The organism is Streptodolium elevatio (assembly GCF_053592165.1).
Genome location: NZ_JBSFVE010000019.1, coordinates 161,643 through 185,395 on the forward strand (window position 1 = coordinate 161,643; position 23,753 = coordinate 185,395).

The window sequence follows — 23,753 nt, forward strand, 5'->3', positions numbered from 1 at the left end:
ACCAGTGACTGACCCCGCCGCCGACCTGCGCTCCGTGGAGGCCGAGCTGGTCGCCCGCTGGCCGGAGACCAAGATGGAGCCGTCCACCGCGCGCATCGCCGCGCTGATGGACGTGCTCGGCGAGCCGCAGCGCTCGTACCCCGTCATCCACATCACCGGCACGAACGGCAAGACGTCGACGGCCCGCATGGTCGAGGCACTGCTGCGCGCGTTCTCGCTGCGCACCGGCCGCTACACCAGCCCGCACGTCGAGTCGATGACCGAGCGCATCAGCCTGGACGGCGAGCCGATCAGCCCGGAGCGGTTCGTCGAGACGTACCGCGACATCGTGCCGTACGTCGGCCTGGTGGACTCCACCCAGCCGCTGCCCCTGTCGTTCTTCGAGGTGCTGACCGGCATGGCGTTCGCCGCGTTCGCCGACGCCCCGGTGGACGTGGCGGTGGTCGAGGTCGGCCTCGGCGGCTCGTGGGACGCGACCAACGTCGCCGACGGCACGGTGGCCGTCGTGACGCCGATCGCCGTCGACCACAGTGAGAAGCTGGGCAACACGCCCGCCGAGATCGCCGTCGAGAAGTCCGGCATCATCAAGCAGGGCGCGCTCGCGGTCCTCGCCCAGCAGCCGCTGCAGGCGGCCGAGACCCTGCTGCGCCGCAGCGTCGAGGTCGGCGCCACCGTCGCGCGCGAGGGCATGGAGTTCGGTGTCGTACGCCGGGACCTCGCGGTCGGCGGCCAGATGGTGACCCTGCGCGGGCTGGCGGGGGAGTACGACGGCATCTTCCTCCCGCTGCACGGCGCCCACCAGGCGCACAACGCCGCCGTCGCGCTCGCCGCCGTCGAGGCGTTCTTCGGCGTCGGCACCGGTCAGCGCGTCGGCCTCGACCACACCGGCAAGCTCGACGTCGAGCTGGTGCGCGAGGCCTTCGCGGGGGTGACCTCGCCCGGGCGCCTGGAGATCGTGCGGCGCGGCCCGACGGTCGTGCTGGACGCCGCGCACAACCCGGCGGGCGCGCGTACCGCCGCCGAAGCGGTGGCCGAGTCCTTCGACTTCACCCACCTGGTCGGTGTGGTGTCCGCGATGTCGGACAAGGACGTGCGCGGCATCCTGGAGGCGTTCGAGCCGATCTTCGCGGAGATCGTGGTGACGCAGAACTCCATGCGCCGCGCGATGCCCGTCGACGAACTCGCCGCGCTGGCCGTGGAGATCTTCGGCGACGACCGGGTCGAGGTGGTTCCGCGCCTCGACGACGCGATCGACGCCGCGGTGCGCCTCGCGGAGGAGGAAGGGGACCTGGGCGGCGCCGCGGTGCTGGTCACAGGTTCGGTGGTGACGGTGGGCGAGGCGCGGGTCCTGCTCACCGGCGGTCGGCAAGGGAGGGGATGACCCGTGCGTGCCCTGTGTTCCACCCATCTGATCGGCGAGGCGATCGTGATCTGCCTGGCCGCGCTCGTGGCGATGTCGCTCACCGACATCTCCACCGGGACGCTGTGGGCGGTGGCCGGTCCATCGGCCGTCCTCTGCATTCTGCTGTGCGGCAAGTTGTCCGCGCCGTGGGCGGTGCCCGCCGGCTGGGCGCTGCAAGTCGCCCTCATCGCCGCGGGCTTCGTGGTCCCGATGATGTTCGTGGTCGGCGTGATCTTCGCGGCGATCTGGTACGCGTGCGTTCGGGTGGGCCGCACCATCGACGCCGCGAAGGCCGCGCACTCCTGACAACGCCGCCGTGACCCCCGATAGGCTCGGGGCGTTGAGTTGATCGAGCGTCAGCAATTCCCCCTTGAGGAGTCCCCCTTTGTCCGAGCGCACACTGGTCCTCGTCAAACCGGACGGTGTCCGGCGTGGCCTCGTCGGCGAGGTCATCGGCCGCATCGAGCGCAAGGGCTTCACCCTCGCCGCACTGGACCTGCGGGTGATGGACCGCGAGACCGTCGAGCGGCACTACGAGGAGCACGTGGGCAAGCCGTTCTACCCGAGCCTGGTCGAGTTCATGACGTCGGCCCCGTCGGTCGCGATGGTGGTCGAGGGCGAGCGCGCCATCGAGTCGTTCCGTACGCTCGCCGGTGCCACCGACCCGATCAAGGCCGCGCCCGGCACGATCCGGGGTGACCTCGCGACGGTCACACAGCAGAACATCGTGCACGGATCCGACTCCCCGGAGTCCGCGGCACGGGAGATCAAGAACTTTTTCCCCGGCCTCGCCTGACCGGTTGGAACCACGGCCGCGCGGGTTGACGCGCGTCACCGTACGACGGGGGTCTTCTGTCGCTTCGTGCTGCCCGGATTCCGTTTCGTCGTGGTCCGTTTGAGTGAGGGTTAGGCACGAAAAACTAAAAAAGACCCCATTGGCGTGCGTGGCACGTGTCGATCTGTCTGATGATCACGTCATCGTGGTTGGCAGGTGTTCCGCTCGGCGTGGCACGCCTACGATTGAGACCGGTCCCAGCCGTGCGCAGTAGGCCGGTTCACGTCCCCCGGCTGTAACACATGGCTGAAAAAAGCTCCGGAAGGCCCTGGTTGCTTCATGGCGAACAATTTGTCGTTCATCGGTCGTGACATGGCAGTCGACCTCGGCACGGCCAACACGCTGGTGTACGTCCGTGGGCGCGGGATCGTGCTCAACGAGCCTTCCGTCGTCGCCAAGAACACCAGTACCGGCGGCATCCTCGCGGTCGGCGCCGAGGCGAAGAAGATGATCGGCCGGACCCCCGGCAACATCGTCGCCATCCGGCCGCTCAAGGACGGCGTCATCGCCGACTTCGAGATCACCGAGCGCATGCTCCGCTACTTCATCCTCAAGGTGCACCGCCGCCGCTACCTCGCGCGTCCGCGCGTCGTGGTGTGCGTGCCGAGCGGCATCACCGGGGTAGAGCGCCGCGCCGTGGTCGAGGCCTCCAGCCAGGCGGGCGCGCGCAGCGTGCACATCATCGAGGAGCCGATGGCGGCCGCGATCGGCGCCGGGCTCCCGGTCCACGAGGCCACCGGCAACATGGTCGTGGACATCGGCGGCGGCACCACCGAGGTCGCGGTCATCTCGCTGGGCGGCATCGTGACCGCGCAGTCGATCCGCGTCGCCGGCGACGAACTCGACATGGCGATCATCAACTTCGTGAAGAAGGAGTACTCGCTGCTGCTCGGCGAACGCAGCGCCGAGGAGATCAAGATGTCGATCGGGTCGGCGTACGACCTCGGCGACGACGCGCACAGCGAGATCCGCGGCCGCGACCTGGTCAGCGGCCTGCCGAAGACGATCGTCATCTCCACCGCGGAGGTCCGCAAGGCCGTCGAGGAGCCGGTCAACACGATCATCGACGCGGTCAAGACCACCCTCGACAAGTGCCCGCCCGAGCTGTCCGGCGACGTCATGGACCGCGGCATCGTGCTGACCGGCGGCGGCGCGCTGCTGCGCGGCCTCGACGAGCGCCTGCGCGCGGAGACCGGCATGCCGATCCACATCGCCGACAACCCGCTGGACTCCGTCGCGCTCGGCGCGGGCAAGTGCGTCGAGGAGTACGAAGCCCTGCAACAGGTTCTCGACGCACAGCCGCGTCGCTAGCCGCCACGCTCCGGACCGGACCGTCCGCTCGGTTCGGATCCGACCGGCCGGCACGCCGGCACGTAGTCACCGGGTCATGCCAGGAACACCAGGAATGCCAGGAAAGGGGCGGGGCGCATCGTGAGGGACTCCCGCCGCAGCCGCATGGTCCTCGTGCTGCTGCTCGCGATCTCCTTCGCCTTGATCACCGTGGACATCCGCGGCGGCCGGAATTCGCCGGTCTCGCACGTGCGGGACTGGGCCTCGGCGGTCTTCGGCCCGGCCGAGCGCGGCACCGCCAACGCGGTGGACCCCATCGCCGACGCCATCGACGCGGTGCGCGACGCGGGCAGCCACGAGGACGAGAAGAAGAAGCTGGAGGAGGAGAACGCCAAACTCCGCCAGCAGTTGGAGAACATCGCACTGGACCGGGCGCGCGTCGCCGAGGTCGACAAGCTGCTCAAGGTCGCGTCCGCGGGCCAGTACCGCGTCAAGCCCGCGCGCGTCGTCGCGGTGGGTCCGGCGCAGGGCTTTTCCTGGACGGTCACCATCGACGCCGGCACCGGCGACGGCATCAAGGCCGACATGACGGTGATCAACGGCGACGGCCTCGTCGGCCGCGTCACGTCCGTCGGCCCGATGACCGCGACGGTCCTGCTGGCCACCGACCCCGGCTTCTCGGTCGGTTCGCGCATGGCCGGGTCGCAGGAAATAGGGATCACCACCGGGCAGGGCGACCGCCCCATGCGGCTGCAACTGCTCAACGGGCAGGCCCCGGTCAAGACCGGCGACCGCCTGGTGACCTTCGGGTCGCAGGGCGGGCGTCCCTTCGTGCCCGGGGTCCCGGTCGGCGAGGTGACCGAAGTACGCTCCACGCCCGGCACGTTGACCAAGACGCTCGAGGTCAGGCCGTTCGTGAAGTTCACCAGCCTGGACACCGTCGGCGTCGTCGTCGAGCCGCCGCGCACCGACCCGCGCGACGCGGTGCTGCCCGCCCCGCCCGCGCCGCCGCCGGCCGCGCCGCCGGTCGCACCCGCCGCCGCGCCGCAGCCGTCCACCACGCCGCCCGCGACCGGCAAGCCGTCGGCCAACGGGCGGCCCACCAAGAAGCCCGTGACACCGAACGCGGCAGGGAGGGACTGACCGGTGGGAGCCGCACGTGTGCTGTACGCCGCCGTCCTCATCTTCGTCGGCCTGGTGGTCCAGGTCAGTGTGCTGGCCCGATTCGGCCTGCCGGGGGCGGTGCCCGACCTGCTGCTCCTGATCGTGGTCGGGATGGCGATGACGTACGGCCCGACCGCGGGCTGCGTCGTCGGCTTCGCCGCCGGCCTGTGCGCGGACCTGGCACCGCCGGCCGACCACGCCGCCGGGCGATACGCGATCGTGCTGTGCATCGCCGGCTATATCGCGGGCCTGTTCGCCACGCGCAACCGCCAGTCGGTGATAACGCCCATCCTCATCGTCGTCTTCCTGGCCGCCTTGACCACCGCGCTGTACGCCGGAGTCGGCGCACTCGTCGGCGACAGCGCGGCCCGCGACGTCGGCCTCGGACACCTGATGTTCACCGCCGTCATCTACGACGCGCTGCTCGCCCCGTTCGTGGTGCCGCTGGTCATGGCCGGCGCACGCCGCACGGACCCGCAGCCAGTGCTGCCCATCTGACGCACCGCCCGGGCCGCTCCTCGGCCCGATCCGCACCGCCAGTCGAAGCCAGAACGTGGGAGTGATACGCCGATGATGCCCAGCCTGTCGAACGCGGGGCGTTCGCGCGGTGACGGTGCCCATGGCGTCCGGGCCCGGCTGATCATCCTCCAAGTGCTGGTGCTGTCCCTGGTGATCACGCTGTTCGGCCGCCTCTGGTACCTGCAGATCCGCCAGGGCGACGAGTTCACCAAGGCGGCCATCAGCAACAACGTGCGCCAGGTCGTCACCCCGGCGGTCCGCGGCTCGATCCTCGACGACAAGGGCCGCCCGCTGGTCGCCAACCGCACCACGCTGGTGGTGTCCGCGAGCCGCACCGAGCTGCTGAAGCAGCCCGACAAGGGCAACGCGGTCCTCGAGCGCCTCGCCGGGATCCTGGGCATCCCCGCCGACGAGGTCAAGATGAAGGTGCGGCTGTGCGAGCGCAACGTGCCGCAGCCGTGCTGGAACGGCTCGCCGTACCAGCCGATCCCGATCATGCAGGGGGCCACGACCGAGCAGGCCCTCGCGATAATGGAACACCGCGAGGACTTCCCCGGCATCACCGCCGAACCGACCGCGGTCCGCGCCTACCCCGGCCCCGAGGGCGTCAACGCCGCCCACACGCTCGGCTACCTGTCGCCGGTCACCGACGACGAACTGGCCAAGCAGAAGGAGGCCGGCAAGAACGACCTGCAGCGCTCCGACCAGGTGGGTCGCAGCGGGCTGGAGCGCACGTACGACATCGACCTGCGCGGCAAGGCGGGGGTGACCGGGCTCGCCGTCGACAACGTCGGGCGCGTCACCGGCACGGTCTCCGAAACCCCGTCGGTGCCCGGCAACCACCTGGTCACCAGCATCGACGCGCGCGTCCAGGCGGTCGCCGAACAGCAGTTGCAGGAAGCCCTGTTGCGCGCCCGCGCCACCTTCGACGCCGGCAACACCAAGCGCAACTTCGCGGGCGACAGCGGCGCGGTGGTCGTGATGGACGTCAAGACCGGGCGCATCGTCGCCATGGCGAGTGCGCCGTCGTACGACCCGAACGTATGGGTGGGCGGCATCTCGAAGAAGGACTACGACGCGCTGACCAGCCCCAAGGCCGGCGTACCGCTGATGCCGCGCGCCATACAGGGCCAGTTCGCGCCCGGCTCGATCTTCAAGGTGATCTCCACGTCGGCCGCCGCCGAGAACGGCTACTCGGTCAAGAGCAACTACCCGTGCCCGTCCGGGATCACGGTCGGCGGCATCACGTTCAACAACCTGGAGTCGGCGAGCTACGGCGACATCTCGCTGGCCCGTGCGCTCGAAGTGTCGTGCAACACCGTCTTCTACGGCCTGTCGTACGACATGTGGCTCAAGGCGGGCGGACTCAAGGGCAAGAACCACCCGATGGTCGACATGGCACGCGCATACGGACTCGGCGCGCCGACCGGCATCGACATCCCCGGCGAGGTCCCCGGGCGCATCGTCGACCAGAGCGTGCGGCGCGCGGAGTGGGAGCAGAACAAGGACAACTGGTGCCGCCTGTCCAACGACCCCAAGATCACCGGACAGGAGAAGCTCGTCTACCACGAGAACTGCCTGGACGGCTGGCAGTTCCGCGCCGGTGACGCGGTCAACTTCGCGATCGGGCAGGGCGAGACGCTCGTGACCCCGCTGCAGATGGCACGCGTCTACGCGGCCATCGCCAACGGCGGCACGCTGTGGGAGCCGACGATCGGCAAGGCGATCGTGAGCCCCGACGGCAAGGTGGTCCGCGAGATCCAGCCCGAGGTCAGCAACAAGCTGCCGATAAGCCCGCAGGCGATCGGCTACCTGCAGACCGCGCTCAAGGGCGTGTCGGTGAACGGCACCGCGCGCGGCGTGTTCGCCGGGTGGCCGATGGACAAGCTGCCGATAGGGGCCAAGACCGGCACCGGCTCCGTGCAGAACAAGCAGTCGACGTCGTGGTTCGCGACCTTCGGCGGACCGGCCGACGGCCCGCAGTACGCGGTCGTCATGATGGTCAGCCAGGGCGGCACCGGCTCCGGGACGTCGGGTCCCAGCGTCCGCAAGATCTACGACGCGCTGTTCGGCGTCGACGAGAAGGGCAACATCGACCCGGCCAAGGCGCTCATGCCGGCCCCGCCGACCACACTGCCGAAGATCAACCCGGACGGGACGGTCGCGCCGGTCGCCGCGTACACCCTGGAACTCCCCGGCCAGGCACCGCCCGACGGTCCGCGTGCCGCGGTCGCCCTGGAGCAGGTCGGTGCGCTGCCTCCCGAGCGGCTCCCGTACCGCGGGGGGAGGTACGTGTGAACCTCGGGCTGAAGATGCGGCAGAGCAAGCCCAAGGCCTTCGGGCTCGGCGGCCCGCCCACGCTGCAGAAGCTGTCGCCCGCATTTGCCCAGCAGCGCCGCTCCTTCGCGGCGCGGGCGATTGAACGCGACGCCCCGGTACGCCGTCTGGACTGGATGTTGTTCGCCGCGGCGCTCGCGCTGTCGGTCATCGGCTCGCTGCTGGTGTGGTCCGCCACCCGGCCGCGCACCCATCTGACCGGCGGCGACCCGCAGGCGTTCCTCAAGAAGCACGTGCTCAACCTGGCGATCGGCCTCGTGCTCTTCGTGATCATCGCGGTCGTGGGCCACCGCCGGATGCGCGTGCTGGTCCCGTTCATCGGCATCCTCGCCATACTGGGCCTCTTCGCGGCGCTCAGCCCGCTCGGCGCGACCATCAACGGCCAGAAGGCGTGGATCCTGCTGCCGGCGGGCTTCTCGCTGCAACCCGCCGAGCTCGCCAAGATCGGCGTGATCCTCGGCATGGCCATGCTGCTGTCCGAACGCGTCGACACAGGTGACGTCGAACGCCCGGGCAACCGTGCGGTGTTCTGGTCCGTCCTGCTCGCCATGACGCCGATCGGCATCATCATGCTGATGCCCGACCTGGGCTCCGCGATGGTGATCGGCGTCATCATCCTCGGCGTCCTGCTGGCGTCCGGTGCGCAGGCCCGGTGGATCGGCGGGCTGGTCTTCCTCGGCGCGGCCGGGGCGGTGGCGGTGTGGAAACTCGGGATACTGAGCCAGTACCAGATCGACCGCTTCTCGGCGTTCACCAACCCCGAACTCGACCCCGCGGGCGTCGGCTACAACGTCGCGCAGGCCCGCCTGGCGGTCGGATCGGGCGGCCTCACCGGCACCGGACTGTTCCAAGGGAACCAGACGCAGGGGCAGTTCGTCCCGGAGCAGCAGACCGACTTCATCTTCTCGGTGGCCGGCGAGGAACTCGGCCTCATCGGCTGCGCCGTCATACTGTTCCTCTTCGGTGTCGTGCTGTGGCGCGGCATCCGCATCGCGGCGAACGCCGACGACCTGTTCGGCACGATCATCGCCGCGGGCGTGGTGGCGTGGCTGGGCTTCCAGATGTTCGAGAACATCGGCATGAACATCGGCATCATGCCGGTGGCCGGCCTGCCGCTGCCGTTCGTGAGCTACGGCGGGTCGTCGATGTTCGCAATCTGGATCGCCATCGGGCTGCTGCAATCGGTGCACATGCGCGGGGCCCGCTCGCTCACCCGCGCCTGAGGCGGGAGTTCGGCGACGCCGGGAAACCGCGCGACGAGGGCGATCCGCGGCGAGGCGGCGTGACCGACGGCGTCGACGGGCCGGCCAGGGGGCGTGACCGGGGGCGCAACGAGGGGGCGTAACCGCGGACGCCGTTGCGAAGTTGTCAGGGTGTGAACTCACCACGGCCCGGGCCGCCCGCTCCCACGTGGACGCCTCGCGGGCAGACCGCGGCGGGCACCGCTCGGCCTCGGCCATCCGGCGCGCGCGTACGGCCGTTCGCTGCCCGGCGCCGGGTCTGGCTTGTTGTCGCTGCTCCGCCGGTCGCCGCGGCGGCAGGCGCGCCTGCCCGGGGGGTGGCGCGCGCCGAGTCTCGCTTTGGTCTCAGTTGTGTTGCTGTGCCTGCCACTTCCGTACGCGGACAGGGGCTGCCAGCTGCGGATCTTCAACTCGCTCCCAGCCGTTGCAACCCGTTGTCAACCAATGGGGAGCAAGCGGGTACGAAGGCCGATATTCCGTCTGCTACGTTGTCGGTAACGCCTACGTTTTCACCGGTTTGGCTGCGTCGGCCATCGCGGTGTTCGCGGCATGGCGCGTTACCCTCGGCACGCGCAACGCCCCAGTGGCGCCGGATGTATCCCGAAAGGTGAGTGTTCAGCCCGAAAGCCGTGCACATAGTCGCAGGTAGACCCTGGCATGAGCGCGGGGTAGCATCGCGCGTTAGGGGTGACGTCGAGCGGGGTAGGATCGCGCGTTAGGGCCGAGCGCCGACGCGAGCCCTCTTCACCACATGCCTGCGTATCGTTCCCACGTCGAGGATGTCCGAAGCCAACATGCGTATCGCTGTCGTCAACAATTTCTATCCGCCTCGGCTCGGGGGGAGTGCGCACTTTTCGGCCTCGCTCGCCCGGGGGTATGTGGAACAGGGCCACCAGGTAGTCGTGTTGACCGCTACGTACGGCGACGCGCCCAGCCATGAGGTGGTCGACGGCGTCGAGATCTACCGGCTGCCCGCGCGGTACCTGCCGCAACTCGGGCTCGCCATCGACTTCGACATCTCGTTCACGATGGGCCGTCGGAACCTCAAGCGGGTCTTCCGGATCCTCGACGACTTCAAGCCGGACGTCATCCACCAGCACGGGCAATTCCTCGACCTGTCCTGGCTTTCCGGGTGGTACGCGCGCAAGCGCCGCATTCCGGTGCTGCTGTCGATCCACACGATGCTGAAGAGCCCCAAGCCGCTCTTCCACGCGATCTTCCGCATGCTCGACGGGCTCGTGGTGCGCCCGACCCTGTCGATGTACAAGCCGACCCTCGCCGTGCAGGACCGCATCGAGGCCGACTACTGCATCGAGCGCTACAAGGCCGACCTCGCCGACATGGTCAAGACCGTCGTGCCGGTCAGCCCCGAGAAGTTCAGCGGGCCTCCGGCCCGCGACGTGCGCGCCGAGCTCGGGCTCGGCGACGTGCCGTTCATCGGGTCGGTCGGGCACGTCATCCCGCTGCGCGACCGGTTGCTGCTGGTCGAGGCGATGCCCGAGGTGCTCGCGAAGTTCCCGGACACCAAGGTGGTCGTGGTCGGACGCGTGTACTACGACGCGTTCCTCAAGCGCGCCGAGGAACTGGGCATCGCGGACGCGTTCATCTGCGTGGGCACCGTGCCGCAGGCGGACGTGCACTCGTATCTCGTGGCCGCGGACATCGAGGTGCACGACCTGTCCGGGCAGGGCGCCGGCACCGCGAGCCTGGAGGCGATGGCCAGCGGCACGGCGACCATCTTCGCGGGCACCGAGGACACCTACCTCGACATCCCGCTCAAGAACTGGCACAACACCCTGCTCGTCCGTCCGGACGACGCCCGCGGCCTCGCCGCCATGATCGTCGAGTTGCTCATCGACTCCGAGAAGCGCGGTCAGATCGCGAAGCGTCAGCAGGAGCTGGTGCGTGGGCGATTCAACCTCGATCGCGTCGTGGAAGACCACTTGCTGGCCTTCGAGAGGCTGGCCCGAGCCAAGCCGACCACGTCGTTGACCTCCCGGTGAAAGCCCGGCTTTGATACGTCAGGAACCACAACATGGGTAACCGCATTCATCCGACGGCCGTGATCGGGCCGGGGGTCGAAATCGGCGAGGATAATGTAATCGGTCCGTATACCGTCATTGTCGGCCCGTGCGTCATCGGCGACGGCAATTGGATCGGGCCCCATGTGTCGATAGGGTCTCCTGCGGAATTCCGGGGCGGCCCCCATCCCGCGGCCTGGGACGGGGAGCTGGACGGTTTCGGGATCGAGATCGGCAGCCGGAATTACTTTCGCGAGTTCGTCACCGTGCACCAGGGAACCAAGCGCAAAACCAGTGTCGGCGACGACAGCTACCTGCTGGTCTACAGCCATGTGGGACACGACTCGACCCTTGGGAACGGGGTCACGCTGTCGAGTGCCGCACAACTCGGCGGTCATACCCAGGTCGGTGCGTACGCTAATATCGGCATGGGTGTAATGGTCCACCAGTTCGGGCGGATCGGCCCCGGTGCGATGGTGGGAATGGGCGCTTCCGTGCGACGCGAGGTACCGCCCTTTTCGATCACGGTCGGCAACCCGGCACGCACCACCGGCATCAATGAGATCGGGCTCAGCCGAGTGGGCGTCAACGGAGCGGCAGCCGCGGCCATGGGGGAGTATGTGAAGGGCCGCACCCCGGTCCCGGACGGTCTGCCCGACGACATCGCCGAGCTCCTTGCCGCCTGGGAGCGCAGCGCGCCCGTGGCGTGACGGCCTGGGCGCGTGTGCGGCCGGCAGAGCGCAGCAGACCTAATCGAACCGCCGAAGGCAAGAGAAGGGGACGCATGTCCACCAAGGAACGGCTGAAGGGCGTCTTCGCGTCCGCGCTCGACCTCGACCCCGAGACCACCAGCATCGAGGACCTCCGCTACCGCGAGATCGACAAGTGGGACTCCCTCGGCCACATGGTGCTGGTCGCGGCGATCGAGGACGAGTTCGACGTGCAGCTCGACACCGACCAGGTGATCGACATGAACGCCTTCAAGGTCGCGTACGACATGCTCCGGGAGATGGGCCAGGGTGACTGACAGCGTGACCCGCGACCGGGCGTTCGAAGGCCGGATCTGCGTGGTCACGGGCGGCACCAGGGGCATCGGGCACGCCACCGCCTCGGCACTCGCCGAGCAGGGCGCCACCGTCGTGCTGACCGGGCGCGACGAGGCGGCCGCGAAGGAACGCGCCGCCGAACTGGCCGCACAGCACGGCACCGTGGTGGCCGGCCACGCGCTCGACGTCACCGATTCGGCCCAGGTCCGCGCGTTTTTCACCGGAACGGCCCGCGAATACGGCGCCATCGACTGCCTCGTCGCCAATGCAGGGGCGATGGAGGACGCGCTTGTCGGCATGATGCGCGACGAGCACATCTCCCGCATGCTCGACACCAACGTCGTCGGCACCATCACGTGCCTCCAGGCGGCGGCCCGCGTCATGATGCGCAAGCGCACCGGCTCGATCGTGCTGCTGGCGTCCATCGTCGGCGAGCGCGGCAGCGCCGGGCAGAGCGTGTACGCGGCGTCCAAGGGCGCCGTCACCGCCCTCACCAAGTCGACCGCGAAGGAACTCGGGCGCCACGGCATCCGGGTGAACGCGGTCGCCCCCGGCATGATCCGCACCGACCTGATCGCGAACGTCCCCGACGAGGTGGTGGAACGGCGTACCGCCGACACCGCGCTCGGCCGCGTGGGGACCCCGGAGGACGTCGCCCGCGCGATCCGCTTCCTGTGCGGTACCGACGCCGAATTCGTCACCGGACAGATCCTGGGGGTCGACGGAGGCATGGTCCTGTGACGAACGCGTCCGGCCCGGCCTCGCCCGGCACCTCCGACTCCGCCCAAGGCCCCGCGGAGGGGGCCGCCGACCCCGCGTCCGGCGGCACGCTCGCGGACCTCCTCGTCCACCCGGGCGTGACCCTCGTCGACGGGACCGACGGCAGCCGCCTCACCGGCGCGGACCTGCGCGCCCGGATCAACGAGGCCGCCGACCGCCTCGCCGGCCTGCCGGACGGCATCGTCTTCGCGCTGACCGGCCAGGACGTGCCCGGCATCCTCGGCTACCTCGGCGCGCTCTCCGCCGGGCGTGCCGTCCTGCTGCTCGACCCCGCGCTCGACCGCACCGCGCTCGAGGCGCTCATCGCCCGGTTCCGCCCGGCCGCCGTCACCGGCGCCGACGGGCCCACCCCGACCGGCTACCGCGCGGCGGCCGGCACCGGCTTCGTCCGCAAGGACGCCGATAGCGCGGGCGTGCACCCCGACCTCGCGGTGCTGCTGACCACCAGCGGCTCGACCGGCAACCCCAAGCTGGTCCGCCTCTCGCGCGGCGCCGTGCTGGCGAACGCGCGCTCGATCGCCACCGCGCTGAACCTCGGCCCCGCCGAGGTCGCGCCCACCAGCCTGCCGCTGCACTACAGCTACGGCCTGTCCGTGCTCAACAGCCACCTCGTCGTCGGGGCAACCCTCCTCGTCGACGCGAACGGCGTTCTGTCCCGCACCTTCTGGGAAGCGGTCGACGAGCACCAGGCCACCAGCTTCGCCGGCGTGCCGTACCACTACGAGATGCTGCGCCGCATCGGCTTCGCGCCCGCCGAGCACCCCGCGCTGCGCACCCTGACCCAGGCCGGCGGACGCCTGCGCGGCACGCTCGTCAAGGACTTCGCGGCCCGCATGGACGAGGTCGGCGGCCGCCTCGTGGTGATGTACGGCCAGACCGAGGCCACCGCGCGCATGGCCGTACTGCCGCCCGAGCGCCTCGCGGACAAGCTCGGCACCGCCGGACAGGCCATCCCCGGCGGCGAGTTCACCATCCGCCCGCTCGACGACGACGGCCCCGAGGACCCCGAGGGCATCGGCGAGGTCGTCTACACCGGGCCGAACGTCATGATGGGCTACGCCGAGTCCGAGGACGACCTCGCCCGCGGCGACGACCTCGGCGGCGTCCTGGCCACCGGCGACCTCGGCCGTCTCGACGACGAGGGATTCCTGACCATCACCGGGCGCCTCAAGCGCATCGGCAAGGTCTTCGGCACGCGCGTCAGCCTCGACGACCTCGAGGACATGCTGCGCGTGCACGGAGTCGCCGCCGCGGTCCCCGGCGACGACCGCATCATCGTGTGGCTCGAAGGCGCCGACAAGGACGGCTGCCGGGCGGCCGGCCGGGCGCTCGCCGAGCGGCTGCGCGTCCACTCCTCGGGCTTCGACGTGCGCACCGTGCCCGCGCTGCCGCTGCTGGCCAGCGGCAAAATCGACTACCGCGCACTGGAGGCTGGGGTATGACCGGCGCCGCAGCGGACTTCGTCTTCGGACGCACGCAGGCCGAGCGCGAGAGCGTCCTGCTGCCCGAGCTCCTGGCCCTGACCGAGCACCACCGGGCCAACTGCGAGCCGTACGACCGCATCCTGTCCGCACTCGACGTGCCGTCCGGCCGCGCCGCCGACCGCATCGCCGACCTGCCCTGGCTGCCGGTCCGGCTGTTCAAGCACCACGACCTGGCCAGCGTGCCGCGCGAGGAGATCTTCAAGACCCTCACGTCGTCGGGCACCACCGGCGCCGAGGTCTCGCGCATCTACCTCGACAAGGAAGCGGCCGGAAACCAGGTCCGCGCGCTGAGCCGGACGCTCCAGGCGGTGCTGGGCAAGCAGCGGCTGCCGATGCTCATGGTCGACAGCTCCGGCCTCGTCAAGAACCGGTTGTCGTTCTCCGCGCGCGGCGCGGGCGTGCTGGGCATGGCCGGGTTCGGCCGCAACCACGCCTACGCGCTGGACGCCGAGGAGAGGCCCGACCCGGACGCGATCGCGAAGTTCCTGACCGCGTACGGGGACAAGCCGTTCCTGATCTTCGGCTTCACCTTCATGGTGTGGCAGTACCTGTACGAGGTCTCCGTCGAACACGGCTTCGACCTGTCGAACGGCATCCTCGTGCACTCCGGCGGCTGGAAGAAGCTCGCCGACCGCGCGGTGGACAATGCCACCTTCCGCGCCCGGTTCGCCGCCGACACCGGACTCACGCGCATCCACAACTACTACGGCATGGTCGAGCAGATCGGCACCGTGTTCGTCGAGGGCCCGGAGGGCGACGCCCTGTACTGCCCGGACTTCGCCGACATCGTGGTGCGCGACCCGGAGACCTGGGCCGAGCAGCCGATCGGCACGCCCGGCGTGATCGAGGTTGTCAGCTCGCTGCCGCGCTCGTACCCGGGACACGTGCTGCTGACCGAGGACCTGGGCGTCGTGCACGGCATCGACGACGGCCACTGGCCGGGCAAGCGGTTCTCCGTACTCGGGCGCCTCCCGCGCGCCGAGGCGCGGGGCTGCAGCGACACGTTCTCGGCACCGCAGGACGTGCCGGAACCGCAAGGGGTGCAGGCCGCATGATGATCAGACAGCGCTTCCCGCAGGGGCCGCCGCGCGCGCTCCCCGACCTCCTCGCGGAGGTCGACGCGGAGGTCCCGGACGGTCCGCTGGTCGTGGGGGACCCGCGCATCGTCGACTTCCTCACCGCCTTCGGCCGTACGCTCCTCGACCCCGCGCTGGTCCGCCGCCACCCCGAACTGGCGCCGCTGGGCTTCTTCCTGCGCCGCGGCGAACTGGCCGCACAGCTCACCCGGCTGAACGACCCCGGAGTCGGCGTCGGCGCGCACACCAAGATCCTGCGCTTCCCGCGCGGCCTGATCTTCCACATCCCACCGGCCAACGTCGACACGATCTTCGTGTACGCCTGGGCGCTCGCCGCCCTCACCGGCAACCGCAACATCGTGCGCATCTCGCCGCGTTCGGGTGCCGCCGCCGAAGTGATCCTGGAGCGCCTGGGCACCGCCCTCGCGGACGCCCACCCGGCAGTCGCGGCGACCCAGCGGATGATCACGTACGACCGCGACGACCGCATGACCGAGGCCCTGTCGGCGGCCTGCGACCTGCGTGTCGTGTGGGGCGGTGACCAGTCGGTGCACGCCGTGCGCCGCGCCCCGCTGGCCCCCGCGGCCCGCGACCTGACCTTCCCCGACCGCGCGTCGTTCGCGGTCGTTTCGGCCGCCGCGTGGCTGCGCGCGACCCCGCAGGACCGCGACAAGGCGGTGCTGGACCTCTACAACGACAGCTACTGGTTCGACCAGGCCGCGTGCGCCTCGCCGCGCGCGCTGTACTGGGTCGGGGCAGATGCCGCCGCCGACGAGGCGCGCCGCGACCTGTTCACCCGCCTGGAGGCACTGCTGGCCTCGCGCGGCGAACTGCCCGACCCGGCGATGGCGGTGCACAAGCGCGTGGCGGCGTACGGCGAGGCGGCCCAGGGCCGCGCGTCCTCGCTCGGCTTCGCGGCCGGCGACGCGCTCGCCGTCCTGGAGCTCGCGCGCCCGTTGGACGTGCCGCGCGGCTGGCTGGGCGCCGGCGCGTTCCCCACGGCGACCGTCGCCCGGCTCACGGACCTCGTCCCGATGCTCGGCCGGAAGGACCAGACGCTGAGCCACTACGGGTTCGACGCCGACGAGCTGGCCGAGTTCGCCGCGGCCGTCGCGGGCCGCGGGATCGACCGCATCGTGCCCTTCGGGTCGGCGCTGTCGTTCGCCCCTATATGGGACGGCTACGACCTGCCGCGCGAGTTCACCCGGATCACCACACTCGGCACCGCTCCCACTCAGGCGCGGCGGTGACCAGCACGGCGACGGAACCCGTCGCGACCCCGGATTCCACGGCCAAGGTGTGGATGCGCAGAGCCGCGCGGCTCATCGCGATCATGCGCCCCTTCCTGCTTCTGCTGGCCATCGGCGGCATCGCGTACATGGCGTACAGCCATTGGGGCGAGGTCAGCGACACGCTGAGCAAGATGCCGTGGTACGGCGTCGCGGCGAGCGGGATCTCGCTGCTGCTGGGCATGACGTTCGGCTGGCTGACCTGGCAGACCCTGGTCGACAGCATGGGCCGCCCGACCGGATACGCGGTGGGCGCGCGCATCATGCTGGTCAGCCAGCTCGGCAAGTACCTGCCCGGCTCCGTCTGGGCGTACGTCCTCCAACTCGAACTCGGCCGCAAGGCCAAGGTGTCGCGTGCCCGGCTGTTCACCGCGACGCTGATGTACGTCGCGGTCTCGTCGATCATCTCGCTGGTCCTCGGCCTGATGGCGCTGCCGCTGCTGCTCGACGAGACTCCGCAGGCGGCGTGGGTCTTCCTCCTGGTGCCGGTGGGCCTGGTGTGGCTGCACCCGCGGATGCTCGCCAAGTCGGGCGAGTTCGTCCTCAAGCTGCTGCGCCGCCCGCCCGTCACGCTGCGCCTGACCTGGCCGCTGGTCGCCAAGCTGACCGGTCTGACGGTCCTGTCGTACGCGTTCCTCGGCCTGCACCTGTGGCTGCTCGCGAAGTCCGTGTCGTCCGCCGACCTGTCGATGGTCATGCTGTGCGTGGGCGCGATCGCGGTCGGCCTGACCCTGGGCGTGGTGGCGTTCATTCTGCCGTCCGGTGCGGGCGTGCGCGAGCTGGTCATCGTCGCCGCGCTGGCGTCCACGATGCCGCGCGGCGAGGCGGTCGCCCTCGCGCTGGTGTCGCGGCTCATGTTCACCGTCGCCGACGTGGTGTCCGCCGGTGTCGCGGCGCTGTTTGGGCGCCGTGCGCTCAGCCGCACCGAGCGGGACGCGGCGGCGGCCGCCGGACCGGTGGACGCCGGTTCCGCGCCCAAGGCGGCGGCCGGCGTTTCCTCGGGATCCGGCACGGCGAACGAGCCGCCCGCGCGCGACTGACACGCCGCGGATCACCGGAGCCAGGCCCCGCGCACCGGCCCCACCACCGCAGAGACTTCAAGGAGCACGTTGATGCTGATGTCGGCCGGCAAGCGCTTCCCCGCGGAGCAGTGGGGTACGGTGCGTCGGATCTGGCTGAAGCAGCCGTACGCCGTCCGCGTCGTGGAGCTGCTGGCCCTGGCGTGGCTGCTGCCGTTGGCGACCCACGCGGTCAAGGCGGACGCCCTGCTGCTCTTGGTGATGCTTCTGGTCACCTCGTCGCTGCTGCGGGCCGGCGGGACCCTGCTGGACCGGCTGATGATCGGCGCAGCCCTGCTGGCCGGCATCCTGCTGTCGTCCGGCCTGGTGTTCTCGGTCTGGCCGTGGGGCCTGGAGCCGGTGCCGGTCGCCGGCTTCATCCTGTCGGTGCTGGTCATCGCCGGCGCCGCGGCCAAGCGCACGCCGAGCCTGCCGCTGCGCCTGCGCGGCTCCGACCTGATGGTGGTCGGCGCGGCGGTGGCGGCCTGGCTGGTCGTCGCCTGGCCGGCCCTCGGCAGGGGCTTCAAGTGGAACCTGGCGTACTTCTCGATGAACTCCACCGGGGACCGCATCCGCCACTACACGATGTTCGACGCGATCCACACCACGGGCGGGTTCACGTTCATCAACCCGGACCAGGCCAAGCCCTTCCTGGACTCGGGTTTCGCGGAGAACTACCCGAACGGCGCCGCGTACCTCTACTCGTTCCTCGACATCTTCCTGCGCTCCGACGTCGACAGCGGCACGAACACCGGCGCCTTCCAGCGCTACTTCTGGTACGCCACGACCGGCTACGCGATCCTCGTGCTGGCCGTCGTGTGGGGCGCGCGCTGGGTCGCGGGCCCGGCCGTCGCCGGATGGCGGCGCGGTCTGACGCTCGGCGTGGTCGGCGGCTTCATGTGCTCCGGCATCATGATCTGGCTGGTCTGGTCGGGCTTCGACTCGGAGCTGATCGGCCTGGTCTTCCTGGTCATGGGCACCGCGGTCCTGGTCCGGTACCCCAACCGACCGCGCGAGCAGGTACTCCTGTTCACTATGGCCATCGTCGGCGTGGCGTTCTCGTATCCGCTCTTCCTGCCGGTCATGGGTGTGGGCGCCGTCGGAGCCCTGTGGCTGTTCCGCGCCCGCCTCCTGAACAAGTGGACGTTCATCGTCGCGGCCGCGGTGTCCCCGCTGGCCCTGATCCCGGCTCTGGCGCCCTACCTGTTCGGCACCCTCAACCCGTCCGAGCACCTGCTCGTGCCCGGGTTCGCCGAGCTGACCTCGCGCCGCATGCTGGCCGCCGTCGCCGTCGTGCTGATCATCGCGTACGTCTTCGGCAAGGCGCGCCGCTCGATCTCGAACCGCGCCATGGCCTGGCAGCTGTTCACGGTGGGTTCCGCGATGGTCCTGGTGACGGTGTACCAGCACCTGAAGACCGGCGCGAACTCGTACTACAGCGAGAAGTACGTGCACGCCGGGGTGCTGTTCGCCTGCCTGGCGGTCGGTCCGGCGATGCTCCTGCTCAACGTGCCGCGCGTGAAGCTCGCACTCGGCCGCCGGCAGCGGCGCGCCGTCTCCGGGGTCGCCGTCGTGGCGGCGGCCCTCGCCGGGGTGCTGGCGACCGGGGCGATCGCGTGGAACAAGCCCGTCATGGTGGCCGGGCGCCCGGCGTACGACACCACGTGGGGCGCGGTCTGGATGGCCGGTAAGCCGCAGACCCAGACGCCGATCGCGCGCGAACTGCGCACCATGTACAACGCCGGCCTCATCGGCGACGGAAAGCCGACGCTCGTCATCGTCGGGTGGCCGTGGGGCAATGTGATCGCCAACCTGGAACTGGGGGCGATCAACCACCACCTCGGCCTGACGATGAAGATCGGCGAAGAGCTGCCCAAGCGGGGCGGCGAGAAGGAAGTCTTCACGTACTGGGCGGCCGCCCAGCGCTGGGTGGACAACCTGGAGACGTACATCCGGCAGACCGACCGCGAGCTGCGCATCGTGACGTTCGAGCCGCACGTGGCCACGCGCCTCCAGGCGGCAGTGGACCAGACTCCCGGCAGCAAGGTCGAAATCGTCTGGCTGGCGGACAAGTACGGCACCCGGGGTGTGATCCCGGCGCCGGCGCCCCCGCCGCCGCCCGCACCGGCTCCGGTTCCGGCACCGGTCAAGAGGTAGTCGGCGAAGGTGTTCGGCGGGCGCCGGGCGCGGGGATGATCCGCACTCGGCGCCGGCGTACGCGCCTGCTGCCGCACCGGCTCGCGCGCCGCCCTCCGGCGACGCAGTCCGGGAAGGTTCGGGCAGGCGTTAGGCTGGGAGGCTGTTCCCCCATCTCTCACCCCGCCCCCGCCGGAGGCTGCGCCATGCCCGTCGAGTCGGTGTTCCCGCGCCTGGAGCCGCTGCTGCCCCGCGTGCAGAAGCCCATCCAGTACGTCGGAGGGGAGCTGAACTCGACCGTCAAGGACTGGGACGCCGCCTCGGTGCGGTGGGCGCTCATGTACCCGGACGCGTACGAGGTCGGCCTGCCCAACCAGGGCGTCATGATCCTCTACGAGGTGCTCAACGAGGTCGCGGACGTGCTCGCCGAGCGCACGTACGCGGTGTGGCCGGACATGGAGAAGCTCATGCGCGAGCACTCCGTCCCGCAGTTCACCGTGGACGCGCACCGCCCGGTCGGCGCGTTCGACGTCTTCGGCATCAGCTTCTCCACCGAGCTCGGCTACACGAACCTCCTCAACGCCCTCGACCTGGCGGGCATCCCGCTGGAGGCGAAGGACCGGACGGAGGACCACCCGATCGTGCTGATCGGCGGGCACGCGTCGTTCAACCCCGAGCCGATCGCGGACTTCATCGACGCCGCGGTGGTCGGCGACGGCGAGCAGGCGGTGCTGCAGATCACCGACGTGATCCGGGCGTGGAAGGCGGAGGGTTCGCCGGGCGGGCGCGACGAACTGCTGTTCCGCCTCGCGGCCACCGGCGGTGTGTACGTCCCGCGCTTCTACGACGTCGACTACCTGGACGACGGCCGCATCCAGCGCGTCGCGCCGAACCGCTCGGGTGTGCCGTGGCGCGTGTCCAAGCACACCGTCATGGACCTCGACGAGTGGCCGTACCCCAAGCAGCCGCTGGTCCCGCTGGCCGAGACCGTGCACGAGCGCATGTCGGTCGAGATCTTCCGGGGCTGTACGCGCGGTTGCCGCTTCTGCCAGGCCGGCATGATCACCCGTCCGGTGCGCGAGCGCAGCATCACCGGCATCGGGGAGATGGTCGAGAAGGGCCTCAAGGCGACCGGCTTCGAGGAGGTCGGCCTGCTGTCGCTGTCCTCCGCCGACCACACCGAGATCGCCGAGGTCTCCAAGGGCCTCGCGGACCGGTACGAAGAGGACAAGATCGGCCTCTCGCTGCCGTCCACCCGCGTCGACGCGTTCAACATCGACCTCGCCAACGAGCTGACCCGCAACGGCCGCCGCAGCGGTCTGACGTTCGCCCCCGAGGGCGGCAGCGAGCGCCTGCGCAAGGTCATCAACAAGATGGTCAGCGAGGAGGACCTGATCCGGACGGTCTCCACCGCGTACGGCAACGGCTGGCGCCAGGTGAAGCTGTACTTCATGTGCGGCCTGCCCACCGAGACCGACGAGGACGTCCTGCAGATCGCCGAGATGGCCAAGAAGGTCATCGCCAAGGGCCGCGAGGTCTCCGGCAACCGCGACATCCGCTGCACCGTCTCGATCGGCGGCTTCGTCCCCAAGCCGCACACGCCCTTCCAGTGGGCGCCGCAGCTCGACCACGCGACCACCGACGCGCGGCTCCAGAAGCTCCGCGACGCGATCCGCGCCGACCGCCAGTACGGCAAGTCCATCGGCTTCCGCTACCACGACGGCAAGCCGGGCATCGTCGAGGGCCTTCTCTCGCGCGGCGACCGCCGCGTCGGCAAGGTCATCCGCGCCGTCTGGGAGGACGGGGGCCGCTTCGACGGCTGGAGCGAGCACTTCAGCTACGAGCGCTGGATGCGCTCCGCCGAGAAGGCCCTCGCGGACGACCCCGTCGACGTCGACTGGTACACCACCCGCGAACGCGACTGGAACGAGGTGCTCCCCTGGGACCACCTCGACTCCGGCCTCGACAAGGACTGGCTGTGGGAGGACTGGCAGGACGCCCTCGACGAGGTCGAGGTTGACGACTGCCGCTGGACCCCCTGCTTCGACTGCGGCGTATGCCCCCAACTGGACACCGAGATCCAAATCGGCCCCACCGGCAAGAAGCTCCTGCCGCTGTCGGTCAAGTAGCGCACGGTCGGGTTGCGCGGGAGGTCAGACCGAGAAGCTGTTCACCTTGGCCGGGGTCACGCGGACGACCACGCGGGCGATCTCGTCGGGCTCCGGCGGCGGGGCCTCGCCCAGGTACCTCAGCGAGAGCGCGAGCGGCAGCTCCTTCGCCGGGTCCGGGACGATCTCGGCGGTGCCCCGGAGCTCGACCGAGTGGTAGGGGTTGTCCAGGTCGAAGACCGTGACGCTGACACGGGGGTCGCGGCGCAGGTTGCGTACCTTCGCCCGGCCCTCGGTCGCGGAGAACACGAGCGTGTCGCCGTCGCGCTGGTACCAGACCACCGAGGCCTGAGGGCCGCCGTCGGCGGTGAGGGTCGACACGGTCGCGAAGTTCTTGCCGCCGAGCAGCTTGCGTGTCGGCTCGTCGAGGGTCGTGGACATGGTGCTCCCGCTTCCGTTGGTGCGATTCGCGCGCCCCTTGGGGCACTTCTTGTTACGGCCCCCATCTTGGGTGACCATGGGGGCCGGCGGAAGGAGGCACTTTCATGTCACGGCGGAACATCTGTGTAACGGAGTCGGCCGAGGTCACCCAGGCATGCCGGGTGCTCGACGTGCTCAACCGGGTGAGCGGCAAGTGGAGCATCAGCATCCTCATGGAGGCCCACCACGGGCCCGTGCGCTTCACCGAGTTGGAGCGGGCGATCCCCGGCGTCAGCCGCCGCATGCTCACCCTGACGCTGCGCGGCCTGGAACGCGACGGCCTGCTGACCCGCACGGTGTATCCGACGGTGCCGCCGAAGGTGGAGTACGAGGCGACCGAGATGGCGCGGGAGCTGTACGAGTACCTGTCCGGACTCATCGCATGGGCCGAGCGGCACGAGCCGGCCGTGGCTGCTTCGCGGGACGCGTACGACCGCGCGGCCGAGTGAACCGAGGGCGCGTACGTCGTTCGGACCATGCGTTTTTGCTGTGGGCTGGTGCTCGTGAGGCGGTTCGGGGCGCGGGGGCCACGCTGATCGACAGCCGGGTTCTGCGGCGTGCTTGGACCGCGGTGTTCGAAAAGGGGGATTTGGCGGGCGGGGTCCGGCTTGGGGACATTGACGGTTCGTGTACCGTTCCGGGCTTCGGTGGAACCAGCGGCTCGGACCGACACGTCCTGACGGGGTGTCAAGGCTTTCGGGGGGAGGGCGTATGACACAGGGGGACTCTGGCTCGGGGCACCGCCCCGGGTGGGTCGGCGACACGCCTGCGGACGACGAGGCGACACGTCGGGTTGTGTTCGGAAAGGACGAACGTTTACCAGCGGTGACGGGTACGGATGTGCCCGAGGCGCGGCGGCCGTCGGAAGTCGATCTCGTCAAGCGCGACGACGCCCCATCGGATGCGCCCGCGGCTGAAGAGCCGGTCGAGGACGCTGCGCCCAAGGCACCCGGGTGGTTGTTGTGGCCGCTTCGGGTGATCGCGTTCGTCGTGGTTGTGCCCTTCCAGTTGGTGCGGGGTGCGGCGCTCGCGGTTTGGGGCGGGATCAAGGCGTTCGGACGCGTGCTCGCGGTGCCGTTGAAGGGCATTTGGCGCGTGATCGCCTGGCCGTTCGTGCACCTGGGCCAGGCGCTGCGCTGGTGCGGACGCACGATCGTCTGGCCGTTCCGGCAGTTGTGGCGCGGACTTGAGGCCGTCGGCCGCGGGTTCGCGTGGGTGTTCCGCAAACTTGGCGCGGGGCTGCGCGCCGTCGGCCGTGGACTGCGGCGGCTCGGCGGCGTCCTCGCGTGGCCGTTCGTGCAGCTGTGGCGCGGGCTGATGTGGCTCGGTGGTTGGCTCGCGCGCGGGCTGGTGCTGCTGGGCAAGGGGCTCGTGTGGCCGTTCGCGCAGATCTGGCGCGGGCTGATGTGGCTCGGTGGTTGGCTCGCGCGCGGGCTGGTGCTGCTGGGCAAGGGGCTCGTGTGGCCGTTCGCGCAGATCTGGCGCGG

19 protein-coding genes and 2 pseudogenes are annotated in these 23,753 nt (G+C 70.3%); 20 read left to right on the forward strand and 1 reads right to left on the reverse strand.

Annotated elements, in window-relative coordinates; translation table 11 throughout:
- Positions 1 to 4 precede the first annotated feature (4 nt).
- From folC to ACWD12_RS30245, 18 genes and pseudogenes are all read left to right on the forward strand, one after another.
- On the forward strand, positions 5 to 1,381 hold the full coding sequence (folC, locus tag ACWD12_RS30160; protein WP_358356691.1) for a bifunctional tetrahydrofolate synthase/dihydrofolate synthase: 1,377 nt from the start codon (positions 5 to 7) through the stop codon (positions 1,379 to 1,381).
- Positions 1,382 to 1,384: 3 nt separating this feature from the next.
- The gene (locus ACWD12_RS30165; protein ID WP_358356693.1) at positions 1,385 to 1,708 is read left to right on the forward strand and encodes a DUF4233 domain-containing protein; all 324 of its coding nucleotides are present in this window, start codon (positions 1,385 to 1,387) and stop codon (positions 1,706 to 1,708) included.
- A 79-nt stretch (positions 1,709 to 1,787) separates the two neighbouring features.
- Positions 1,788 to 2,198: a nucleoside-diphosphate kinase gene (gene ndk, locus ACWD12_RS30170; protein ID WP_358356694.1), complete on the forward strand. Its 411-nt coding sequence runs from the start codon at positions 1,788 to 1,790 to the stop codon at positions 2,196 to 2,198.
- 330 nt (positions 2,199 to 2,528) lie between these two features.
- Positions 2,529 to 3,548: a rod shape-determining protein gene (locus ACWD12_RS30175; RefSeq protein ID WP_358356738.1), complete on the forward strand. Its 1,020-nt coding sequence runs from the start codon at positions 2,529 to 2,531 to the stop codon at positions 3,546 to 3,548.
- A gap of 120 nt (positions 3,549 to 3,668) precedes the next feature.
- Positions 3,669 to 4,670 (forward strand): rod shape-determining protein MreC, encoded by a 1,002-nt coding sequence (gene mreC, locus ACWD12_RS30180; RefSeq protein ID WP_450102200.1) that lies wholly within the window; start codon positions 3,669 to 3,671, stop codon positions 4,668 to 4,670.
- Positions 4,671 to 4,673: 3 nt separating this feature from the next.
- Positions 4,674 to 5,177: pseudogene (gene mreD / locus ACWD12_RS30185) on the forward strand (rod shape-determining protein MreD); the annotation flags it as partial.
- A gap of 84 nt (positions 5,178 to 5,261) precedes the next feature.
- On the forward strand, positions 5,262 to 7,508 hold the full coding sequence (mrdA, locus tag ACWD12_RS30190; RefSeq protein WP_358356697.1) for a penicillin-binding protein 2: 2,247 nt from the start codon (positions 5,262 to 5,264) through the stop codon (positions 7,506 to 7,508).
- Positions 7,505 to 8,770, forward strand: a complete 1,266-nt coding sequence (rodA, locus tag ACWD12_RS30195; protein WP_450102201.1) for a rod shape-determining protein RodA — start codon at positions 7,505 to 7,507, stop codon at positions 8,768 to 8,770. Before mrdA ends, rodA begins: the two co-directional genes overlap by 4 nt.
- Positions 8,771 to 9,582: 812 nt before the next feature.
- Complete coding sequence (locus ACWD12_RS30200; RefSeq protein WP_358356701.1) at positions 9,583 to 10,791, forward strand: glycosyltransferase family 4 protein; 1,209 nt, start codon at positions 9,583 to 9,585, stop codon at positions 10,789 to 10,791.
- A 32-nt stretch (positions 10,792 to 10,823) separates the two neighbouring features.
- Entirely contained in the window at positions 10,824 to 11,519 is a 696-nt protein-coding gene (locus ACWD12_RS30205) for a UDP-N-acetylglucosamine acyltransferase (protein ID WP_358356702.1), read from the forward strand.
- A 74-nt stretch (positions 11,520 to 11,593) separates the two neighbouring features.
- On the forward strand, positions 11,594 to 11,836 hold the full coding sequence (locus ACWD12_RS30210) for an acyl carrier protein (RefSeq protein ID WP_358356703.1): 243 nt from the start codon (positions 11,594 to 11,596) through the stop codon (positions 11,834 to 11,836).
- Complete coding sequence (locus ACWD12_RS30215) at positions 11,829 to 12,596, forward strand: SDR family NAD(P)-dependent oxidoreductase (protein WP_450102202.1); 768 nt, start codon at positions 11,829 to 11,831, stop codon at positions 12,594 to 12,596. The genes ACWD12_RS30210 and ACWD12_RS30215 overlap by 8 nt, the downstream gene beginning before the upstream one ends.
- Entirely contained in the window at positions 12,593 to 14,077 is a 1,485-nt protein-coding gene (locus tag ACWD12_RS30220) for an AMP-binding protein (RefSeq protein WP_450102203.1), read from the forward strand. Before ACWD12_RS30215 ends, ACWD12_RS30220 begins: the two co-directional genes overlap by 4 nt.
- Complete coding sequence (locus ACWD12_RS30225) at positions 14,074 to 15,174, forward strand: LuxE/PaaK family acyltransferase (RefSeq protein ID WP_358356708.1); 1,101 nt, start codon at positions 14,074 to 14,076, stop codon at positions 15,172 to 15,174. The genes ACWD12_RS30220 and ACWD12_RS30225 overlap by 4 nt, the downstream gene beginning before the upstream one ends.
- On the forward strand, positions 15,171 to 16,445 hold the full coding sequence (locus ACWD12_RS30230; RefSeq protein WP_450102204.1) for an acyl-CoA reductase: 1,275 nt from the start codon (positions 15,171 to 15,173) through the stop codon (positions 16,443 to 16,445). Before ACWD12_RS30225 ends, ACWD12_RS30230 begins: the two co-directional genes overlap by 4 nt.
- Positions 16,442 to 17,524 (forward strand): lysylphosphatidylglycerol synthase transmembrane domain-containing protein, encoded by a 1,083-nt coding sequence (locus ACWD12_RS30235; protein ID WP_358356712.1) that lies wholly within the window; start codon positions 16,442 to 16,444, stop codon positions 17,522 to 17,524. Before ACWD12_RS30230 ends, ACWD12_RS30235 begins: the two co-directional genes overlap by 4 nt.
- Positions 17,525 to 17,596: 72 nt before the next feature.
- Entirely contained in the window at positions 17,597 to 19,699 is a 2,103-nt protein-coding gene (locus ACWD12_RS30240; RefSeq protein WP_450102205.1) for a hypothetical protein, read from the forward strand.
- 185 nt (positions 19,700 to 19,884) lie between these two features.
- On the forward strand, positions 19,885 to 21,807 hold the full coding sequence (locus tag ACWD12_RS30245) for a TIGR03960 family B12-binding radical SAM protein (RefSeq protein ID WP_450102206.1): 1,923 nt from the start codon (positions 19,885 to 19,887) through the stop codon (positions 21,805 to 21,807).
- 24 nt (positions 21,808 to 21,831) lie between these two features.
- On the opposite strand, the gene ACWD12_RS30250 is transcribed toward ACWD12_RS30245, so the two are convergent.
- On the reverse strand, positions 21,832 to 22,227 hold the full coding sequence (locus ACWD12_RS30250) for a PPOX class F420-dependent oxidoreductase (protein WP_450102207.1): 396 nt from the start codon (positions 22,225 to 22,227) through the stop codon (positions 21,832 to 21,834).
- Between the two features lie 104 nt (positions 22,228 to 22,331).
- On the opposite strand from ACWD12_RS30250, the gene ACWD12_RS30255 reads away from it, so the two are divergent.
- Both ACWD12_RS30255 and ACWD12_RS30260 read left to right on the forward strand, forming a co-directional pair.
- A complete protein-coding gene (locus ACWD12_RS30255; RefSeq protein ID WP_450102208.1) occupies positions 22,332 to 22,715 on the forward strand; it encodes a winged helix-turn-helix transcriptional regulator in 384 nt (127 codons plus the stop codon).
- A 346-nt stretch (positions 22,716 to 23,061) separates the two neighbouring features.
- A pseudogene (locus ACWD12_RS30260) lies at positions 23,062 to 23,753 on the forward strand (hypothetical protein); the annotation flags it as partial.

What these genes read in the sequence shown, in the direction of transcription:
- mrdA (WP_358356697.1), top strand. Translation starts at nt 5,262, where the DNA reads ATGATGCCCAGCCTGTCGAACGCGGGGCGTTCGCGCGGTGACGGTGCC.
- ACWD12_RS30200 (WP_358356701.1), top strand. Translation starts at nt 9,583, where the DNA reads ATGCGTATCGCTGTCGTCAACAATTTCTATCCGCCTCGGCTCGGGGGG.
- ACWD12_RS30205 (WP_358356702.1), top strand. Translation starts at nt 10,824, where the DNA reads ATGGGTAACCGCATTCATCCGACGGCCGTGATCGGGCCGGGGGTCGAA.
- ACWD12_RS30210 (WP_358356703.1), top strand. Translation starts at nt 11,594, where the DNA reads ATGTCCACCAAGGAACGGCTGAAGGGCGTCTTCGCGTCCGCGCTCGAC.
- ACWD12_RS30225 (WP_358356708.1), top strand. Translation starts at nt 14,074, where the DNA reads ATGACCGGCGCCGCAGCGGACTTCGTCTTCGGACGCACGCAGGCCGAG.
- ACWD12_RS30230 (WP_450102204.1), top strand. Translation starts at nt 15,171, where the DNA reads ATGATGATCAGACAGCGCTTCCCGCAGGGGCCGCCGCGCGCGCTCCCC.
- ACWD12_RS30240 (WP_450102205.1), top strand. Translation starts at nt 17,597, where the DNA reads ATGCTGATGTCGGCCGGCAAGCGCTTCCCCGCGGAGCAGTGGGGTACG.
- ACWD12_RS30245 (WP_450102206.1), top strand. Translation starts at nt 19,885, where the DNA reads ATGCCCGTCGAGTCGGTGTTCCCGCGCCTGGAGCCGCTGCTGCCCCGC.
- ACWD12_RS30250 (WP_450102207.1), bottom strand. Translation starts at nt 22,227, where the DNA reads ATGTCCACGACCCTCGACGAGCCGACACGCAAGCTGCTCGGCGGCAAG.
- ACWD12_RS30255 (WP_450102208.1), top strand. Translation starts at nt 22,332, where the DNA reads ATGTCACGGCGGAACATCTGTGTAACGGAGTCGGCCGAGGTCACCCAG.